Genomic DNA, 5,784 nt, shown 5'->3' on the forward strand with positions numbered 1-5,784 from the left:
CGCCCTCAGTAAATTCACCGGTCACGTTACCAGTCAACGTCACAGTTTTTCCTGCTTCCGCAGCATTCACAACGTTGTCCGCTGTAACCGCATCAATGCTAAGCGTCGCTGTCGGTGCTGTGGTGTCTAAGGTGAATTTAATGTCTGTCGAGGCTGAAACATTACCCGCTTTGTCGATTTGACGTACGCTGATGCTATTCTCACCTTCTTGCGCAACCGGTTTCTCACTAATCCAAGTCTTACCGCCATCGGTGCTGTATTCAACGGTCGCACCATCTTCAATACCGGAAACAGTATAGTCACCGTTATTGGTGATGCCATCTTTATTATCACTACCACTGTCGGTGGTTAAGCTCACACTCGGTGCAAAAGGTTTAATAGTATCTTTCTGAATATTTTTATCATTACCATCTTGTCCAACAATAATGCCACCAACAACACCCGCACCCACCAACCAAGGTAACAATCCAACAAGTTTACTACCCTCAACTGCTGGCAATAATGCTTCTAATCCTGAAATTTCTTTAAAACCAGAAAGACCATCAAACCAATAAAGAACACAACCATCTTCTTCAAAGACTAAATCTGATGTACCCCCTTCTGCATCCACAACAAAGAAGTTTTCAATAACAATAACTTCTCCATTTGTGAGCTTTAAAATTAAATTATTTCCATCACGAATGAATTCCGCAACATCATCACGATTCATTTTTGTATGAACAATGCTTGATTCTGACAAAACAATACGTTCAGCATGAACACTTACTTTATTGAGAGAGTCTTTTTCAATAACTATAAAATTACTCATCACAGATCCAATATATAAATTAAATAATTCTTAAACTTAAAAGCTAATTACTTAGATAAGCCCGTAATTTCAACCGTGACTCGACGATCTGGTTGCAAACATGCATGTAATGCTTCTAGCTGCTTTACATCAAAACAGCCATTGGTCACTGGTTGACGTTTGCCTGCACTTGCTGTCGAAATCACATTCCCTGCCACACCATTTTGAATCAATAGGTTACGCACCGTATCTGCACGTTTTTGCCCTAATTGATTGTTATAACTATCATTTCCCAAACGATCTGTATGGCCAACTAACTTGATTTGACTCACAGAAAAGAAATTGTTGCGAATTTGCGATGCAACTTCTAGTACTTCTTGACGACCTTTTGGTAATAAATAATTCAAAGAAGAACCGTCAAATTTAAATAAAGTATCTGCTGCTAGATCCACTCAAATTGTATGCTCCTGTGCAACAACATGTGGTTTTACCTCACAACTTAATGGCTGGCCATTATTGGCAATAAAAGGCATACCATCAGCTTTGACAGATAGGACTAATTCATTGCTCGCTAACTTCCCTACGTTCAAGTCAATATCACAACTCTGGCATGATGCTTCAGTGCAGTTTTTCACTTTGAAATTATACGTCTCAGGTTTTAATGAATATTGAGCCGAATTATTTATATAAAAATTTCCAGCTTTAATACTGTCGATATAAAATTCAATTGGGCAATTTTGATTCCCTTCTGTGTCGTCTGCACATAGAAAACCATCTCTTGTAACATTAAGCAATGTCGAGTAACCAGCCTTCATTTCCTGAAACCGCAACTCCGAGGGATGCCTATAATTTGATACACAAGCAGTTCCACCCATACATATTAAAACTAAAAGCAATAAAACCTTATACATTAACAACTCTCCGCAACACATTAATAATTAACATAAAGCCTCCATCATTAATGTGATAAAATTCACACTTCTTCATAATTATTGCACATTTGTATTGAATATGTATGTAATTTACAATTTATTTAACACGGCTTTGTTGCATAAATATGTAAGCAACTGATTTAAATAAATTTAATTTTGGATCAAAAAATAATCAAAACTTTTAAAATCATATAGTTATGAAATCTTTGTGCAACAAAGCCGTTTGCAGTAATTTCAAATCCTGTTTCAATGTTGGATCTTGATCTATGTGATTATTTATTAACTTATCAATATGTTCAAGTTGTTGATTTAAATACTCAATATTCTCTTCAAGTAATTTAATCACAACAACGGAGGTATGAGTGGACTGCGCCTTTTCAAGTCGATTCTTTTCCTGCAATAGACTACCTAGATAGACATCTCGTCTGCCTAGTAAAGCTTTTAATAATCTGACATTTTCAGGTTCAGGCTGCCATATGATTAACTTTGCGGTGTAAACATAACGTGAAAGAGCTTCACTATCAGCTTTATCCGTTTTATTTAGCATGGACATGCCTTTGGCAAAGGCTCTTACTCGTGAAGGATTAGCCACACAAACCTTTACACCTGCATCATATAGATAATATCCCAAATTCTCATGATAAACTGAAGTCGCTTGCATGATTGCTGTCATTTGAGCAGACTGGCAAAGCCACTTTCTGTATTAGTAAATATTTTATTTTTTCTTTTTCCAGTCAAACCTTGAGGGAAAATGCAACAATCTATTTTGGTTTTACTGACATCAATACCTAGCATAATCATGGTGATATTCCTTGAGTTTAAGCTATGATTTTTATCCCATTAACCATCATCTTACCTTGTGAATACAGCATCAAAGTGCTTAGTTACCGTTCAGAGTTGTATGAGGGATAAGGGCAAATTGTAGGTTTTATCTCAGGTTCAAATTTAAGATTTTAGCAGCACTCCAAACTCTACAATTTGCGTATAGTGGTAGCTAATCACTATATCAATCAAGCTACAAGAAACACTGTTTCGGAAGGTGGTTGGGCTGATCTGCACTAAAATTCCGTTTCACTAAGTCAGCTGCTCGTTTTTGATCATCTCGGCTACGTGTGGTTAGTTTGTTCTTACCGCGCCAAACACCTTGTATAGCTAGCTTCTGCATCAATCGAGCAACTGTACAACGTGCGATAACATAGCCTTCACGTTTCAGTTGTTGCCAGATCTTACGCACACCGTATCGACCTGAACTTTCTTTCCAAATATGTTTGATTTGCTCTGCATGATGTAAATCATGCAGAGCACGTTTCGCTCGATGTTTTGGATTATCAGCGAGATCTAAAGTTCGGTAATAGGTTGAAGCTGCGATCGGTAAAATCCTACAAATCGCATCAACACCATATCGATCTTTATTGTTATGGATAAAATCCACCATTATTTGTGTGGGCGGTCGAGCTCCGCCTGGGCGAAAAAAGCGGCTGCTTTACGTAGAATTTTATTGGCACGCTTTAATTCTTTAATTTCACGTTCCATTTGCTTTATTTTTTCTTGATCAGATATCTGTTGTACTTTAATAGGATTTTGCTGATCTAAATGCTTTTGATGCCAGGCACGAAGTGTTTCAGGAGTACAACCGATTTTAGGAGCAATAGCTGTGATCGCAGCCCAATTCGATGGATAATCTTTTTCGGATTCAATCAATAATTGAACCGTTCTATCTCTGATTTCAGGGGTATATTTTAATTTTGTCATCGAACCTTGCGAAGCAGTGCTTCTCACTCAGAATATTGACTCTCCGACAAACCCGGTACGGTTCATACCACTAAAAAGATTAAAAACACTATATAGTGAAATTTACAATTTAATAACACAACATAGGGTGCGTAACCCTTGACTCCCCTATAAAAAATACGTGAATATTATAGTTTATTTTTCAGCCACTTGGCATAAATATGGGGGAGACATCAGCATATGTCTATAAAAAAAAAGCTATTGAAAGTCATCGTGTATCTTCAAAAAACTTACAATTAATGTGTTATCCAAAATGTATGCATGCCTACCAAATATGGATTGCTCTATTTTTTCAGCTTAATGAGAAACAGCAAAACTATCACTTGAATTTAACTTTTAAACAGAATATCGAAATCCCTCTTCTGACAACAGACAAAGCTGATCACTATTTTTTTAGTAGTCATTTCAGTTGGATCTATGCCTATTTTTACAACAAGAATAAAAATGAATTTAAGTTCAGAGCTTATGAAAAAAATAATTCCTACGAATTCACCATCCAGGCTTTAAGCGAAGTAAGGGGCTTACTGTGTTCCGGATTACATCACTCAATTCATGGCTTAGATATCATCGCACATTGGCTAAATGAACAATACTTAGCTGCACATCTTCAGGAAGTTTTCGGTCAGGAAGTTTTAACTATCAATCATCTACGAGAATTATCAGGGCTATCTAAATCCAAAAGTCCAGTAAGTTCTATTTCAAATTATGCTGGTCCACTTTCATTAGAAAAAATTCTGGCTGGAATATCATCATGAATGGATATCGTTATTTAGAAGATACTCATGAATTAAAGCTCGAACCATTTCGAAACTTCTATCGAGCATTAGCGGAAGCAAAGCTAGAAAACTATAGTGATTCTATTAAGCTCAATAATCTCATTCGACACACTGAAATTATTCAACTTAGCAATCTTATAGCTCAGCAGTTTAATAAGACATCATTCAGCGAATACCCTCTGGTTCATTACCTTATTGCAGTCATCAATACCCCATCAGCATATCAATCAACTGCACTGAAATGGGCTATTTTCAATACTCAATGTATCGAGTTACTGAATAGTAAAGAACATACAGCAACTGTAGCTAATCTATGTAGGCGTTTTCGTTTAGCAAGTACAAAGAAAGAATACTATTGGCTTTACAATTTTTTACCGTCTCTTCCGATTGAATTAGAAGAGCTAGTTAAATTTCTAAAAAATACTGAGACTGAGAATGGGGAATTATTTGACGAATCTAAAGAGAGTTTAGAGAAAAGGGAAATGGGCCAACTGGCAGAAATCCGCGTTATTTATACGTATACCCATACTCAATCAGAACGTCAAAAAAGAAATCGTCAAAGTAATCCAAACATCCCAAAACCGTCTCAAACTGACGTTAAAAAGACATTAAGAATTTCACTTGATGGAGAAAAAACATATCAAACTCATTTTGAACGAGGTGTGGCAAAACAGCCCCTTGAGGATAAAACTATAGAAAAAGTTGAAGATCATAATTTTGAATTTAACTTACTAGAGCAATGTTCTATCACAGCTCAGATCAATAATCTCAAAAATCAAATTCTGCATCAAAACAAGAATGAGCTAATGAGCAAGCCGAATCCTCGGGTCTTCGATTTGCCAACCGCACAGTACATTATGCAAATTTTATTAGAACAGGCAGAAAACTCTCCAATTCATACCCTGCTTTTATTTTCAGTCCTCAGTCTTACTCATTATAAAGATCTGCCGGTATTTCAAAAAAATTTACGAGTCAGTACAAAAAACAAAGAAGTATCACTGCACCCCCAAAAATGTTTCTTTAAGCAAAGCTTTGAAGTCTCTAAATTCAAGGATTTTGTTTTAAGAAAACATCGGTTGAATACCGTGAATTCTTTTACGATTCCTCTGCCTCAATATTATCTGGAAAATCTAAGTCAGTTGAAAAAAATGGATGGTGTTGAGATTGATTCCAAGATACAGGAGTATTTACAAAAAATTAATAAAGGGCTGACCTTCCAGTTAACAACACAAAATCTTCCGCGCTTACTCAGTGATATTGCATTGAATGAACTTGAGTATGAACTGGAAAGCAAATTGCTTAATGGAGAAAGTGTTCAGCACTATATTCCATGCCATTACTCTTCAACACAAATCGTGGATATTATTAATATGGGGCTTAGGAAGTTAAAGAGGGTTGTTACGGAGTATTTTAAGCAAATCGAGGTATAAATTACCATGGCGATGATTGAAGCGATATTCCGTTTCTTTAAGATGCAAATAAAACATCTTCTTGTCAA

General features: G+C 36.2%; 6 protein-coding genes, 3 pseudogenes and 1 other annotated feature. Of the genes and pseudogenes, 2 read left to right on the forward strand and 7 right to left on the reverse strand.

What is annotated here, in order from left to right; all coding sequences use genetic code 11:
- The 6 genes and pseudogenes from FTU36_RS12965 to FTU36_RS12980 all read right to left on the reverse strand — a co-directional run.
- The coding region (locus tag FTU36_RS12965) for a BapA prefix-like domain-containing protein (protein ID WP_180110596.1) at positions 1-808 on the reverse strand (808 nt) is incomplete at its 3' end.
- 47 nt (positions 809-855) lie between these two features.
- On the reverse strand, positions 856-1,239 hold the full coding sequence (locus FTU36_RS16775; RefSeq protein WP_373683963.1) for an OmpA family protein: 384 nt from the start codon (positions 1,237-1,239) through the stop codon (positions 856-858).
- Positions 1,240-1,698 (reverse strand): hypothetical protein, encoded by a 459-nt coding sequence (locus FTU36_RS16780; RefSeq protein ID WP_257219774.1) that lies wholly within the window; start codon positions 1,696-1,698, stop codon positions 1,240-1,242.
- 208 nt (positions 1,699-1,906) lie between these two features.
- Positions 1,907-2,380 (reverse strand): transposase, encoded by a 474-nt coding sequence (locus FTU36_RS12975; protein ID WP_257224858.1) that lies wholly within the window; start codon positions 2,378-2,380, stop codon positions 1,907-1,909.
- Between the two features lie 8 nt (positions 2,381-2,388).
- Positions 2,389-2,520, reverse strand: coding sequence for an IS110 family transposase (locus FTU36_RS16785; RefSeq protein WP_257224859.1), 132 nt, complete (start codon positions 2,518-2,520; stop codon positions 2,389-2,391).
- Positions 2,521-2,755: 235 nt separating this feature from the next.
- Positions 2,756-3,471: pseudogene (locus tag FTU36_RS12980) on the reverse strand (IS3 family transposase); the annotation flags it as partial.
- Positions 3,080-3,196: a sequence feature (AL1L pseudoknot), on the reverse strand. Its footprint overlaps the pseudogene before it by 117 nt.
- A gap of 296 nt (positions 3,472-3,767) precedes the next feature.
- Between FTU36_RS12980 and FTU36_RS12985 the strand changes: the two are divergent.
- Both FTU36_RS12985 and FTU36_RS12990 read left to right on the forward strand, forming a co-directional pair.
- Positions 3,768-4,265, forward strand: coding sequence for a hypothetical protein (locus FTU36_RS12985; RefSeq protein ID WP_180053490.1), 498 nt, complete (start codon positions 3,768-3,770; stop codon positions 4,263-4,265).
- A pseudogene (locus FTU36_RS12990) lies at positions 4,262-5,659 on the forward strand (hypothetical protein); the annotation flags it as partial. The gene FTU36_RS12985 and the pseudogene FTU36_RS12990, both read left to right, overlap by 4 nt.
- Before the next feature lie 12 nt (positions 5,660-5,671).
- Here the strand turns inward: FTU36_RS12990 and FTU36_RS12995 are convergent.
- Positions 5,672-5,784, reverse strand: a pseudogene (locus tag FTU36_RS12995) (IS1595 family transposase); the annotation flags it as partial.

This window comes from Acinetobacter sp. YH12096, assembly GCF_013419215.1.
In the GTDB taxonomy this organism is placed as follows: domain Bacteria; phylum Pseudomonadota; class Gammaproteobacteria; order Pseudomonadales; family Moraxellaceae; genus Acinetobacter; species Acinetobacter amyesii.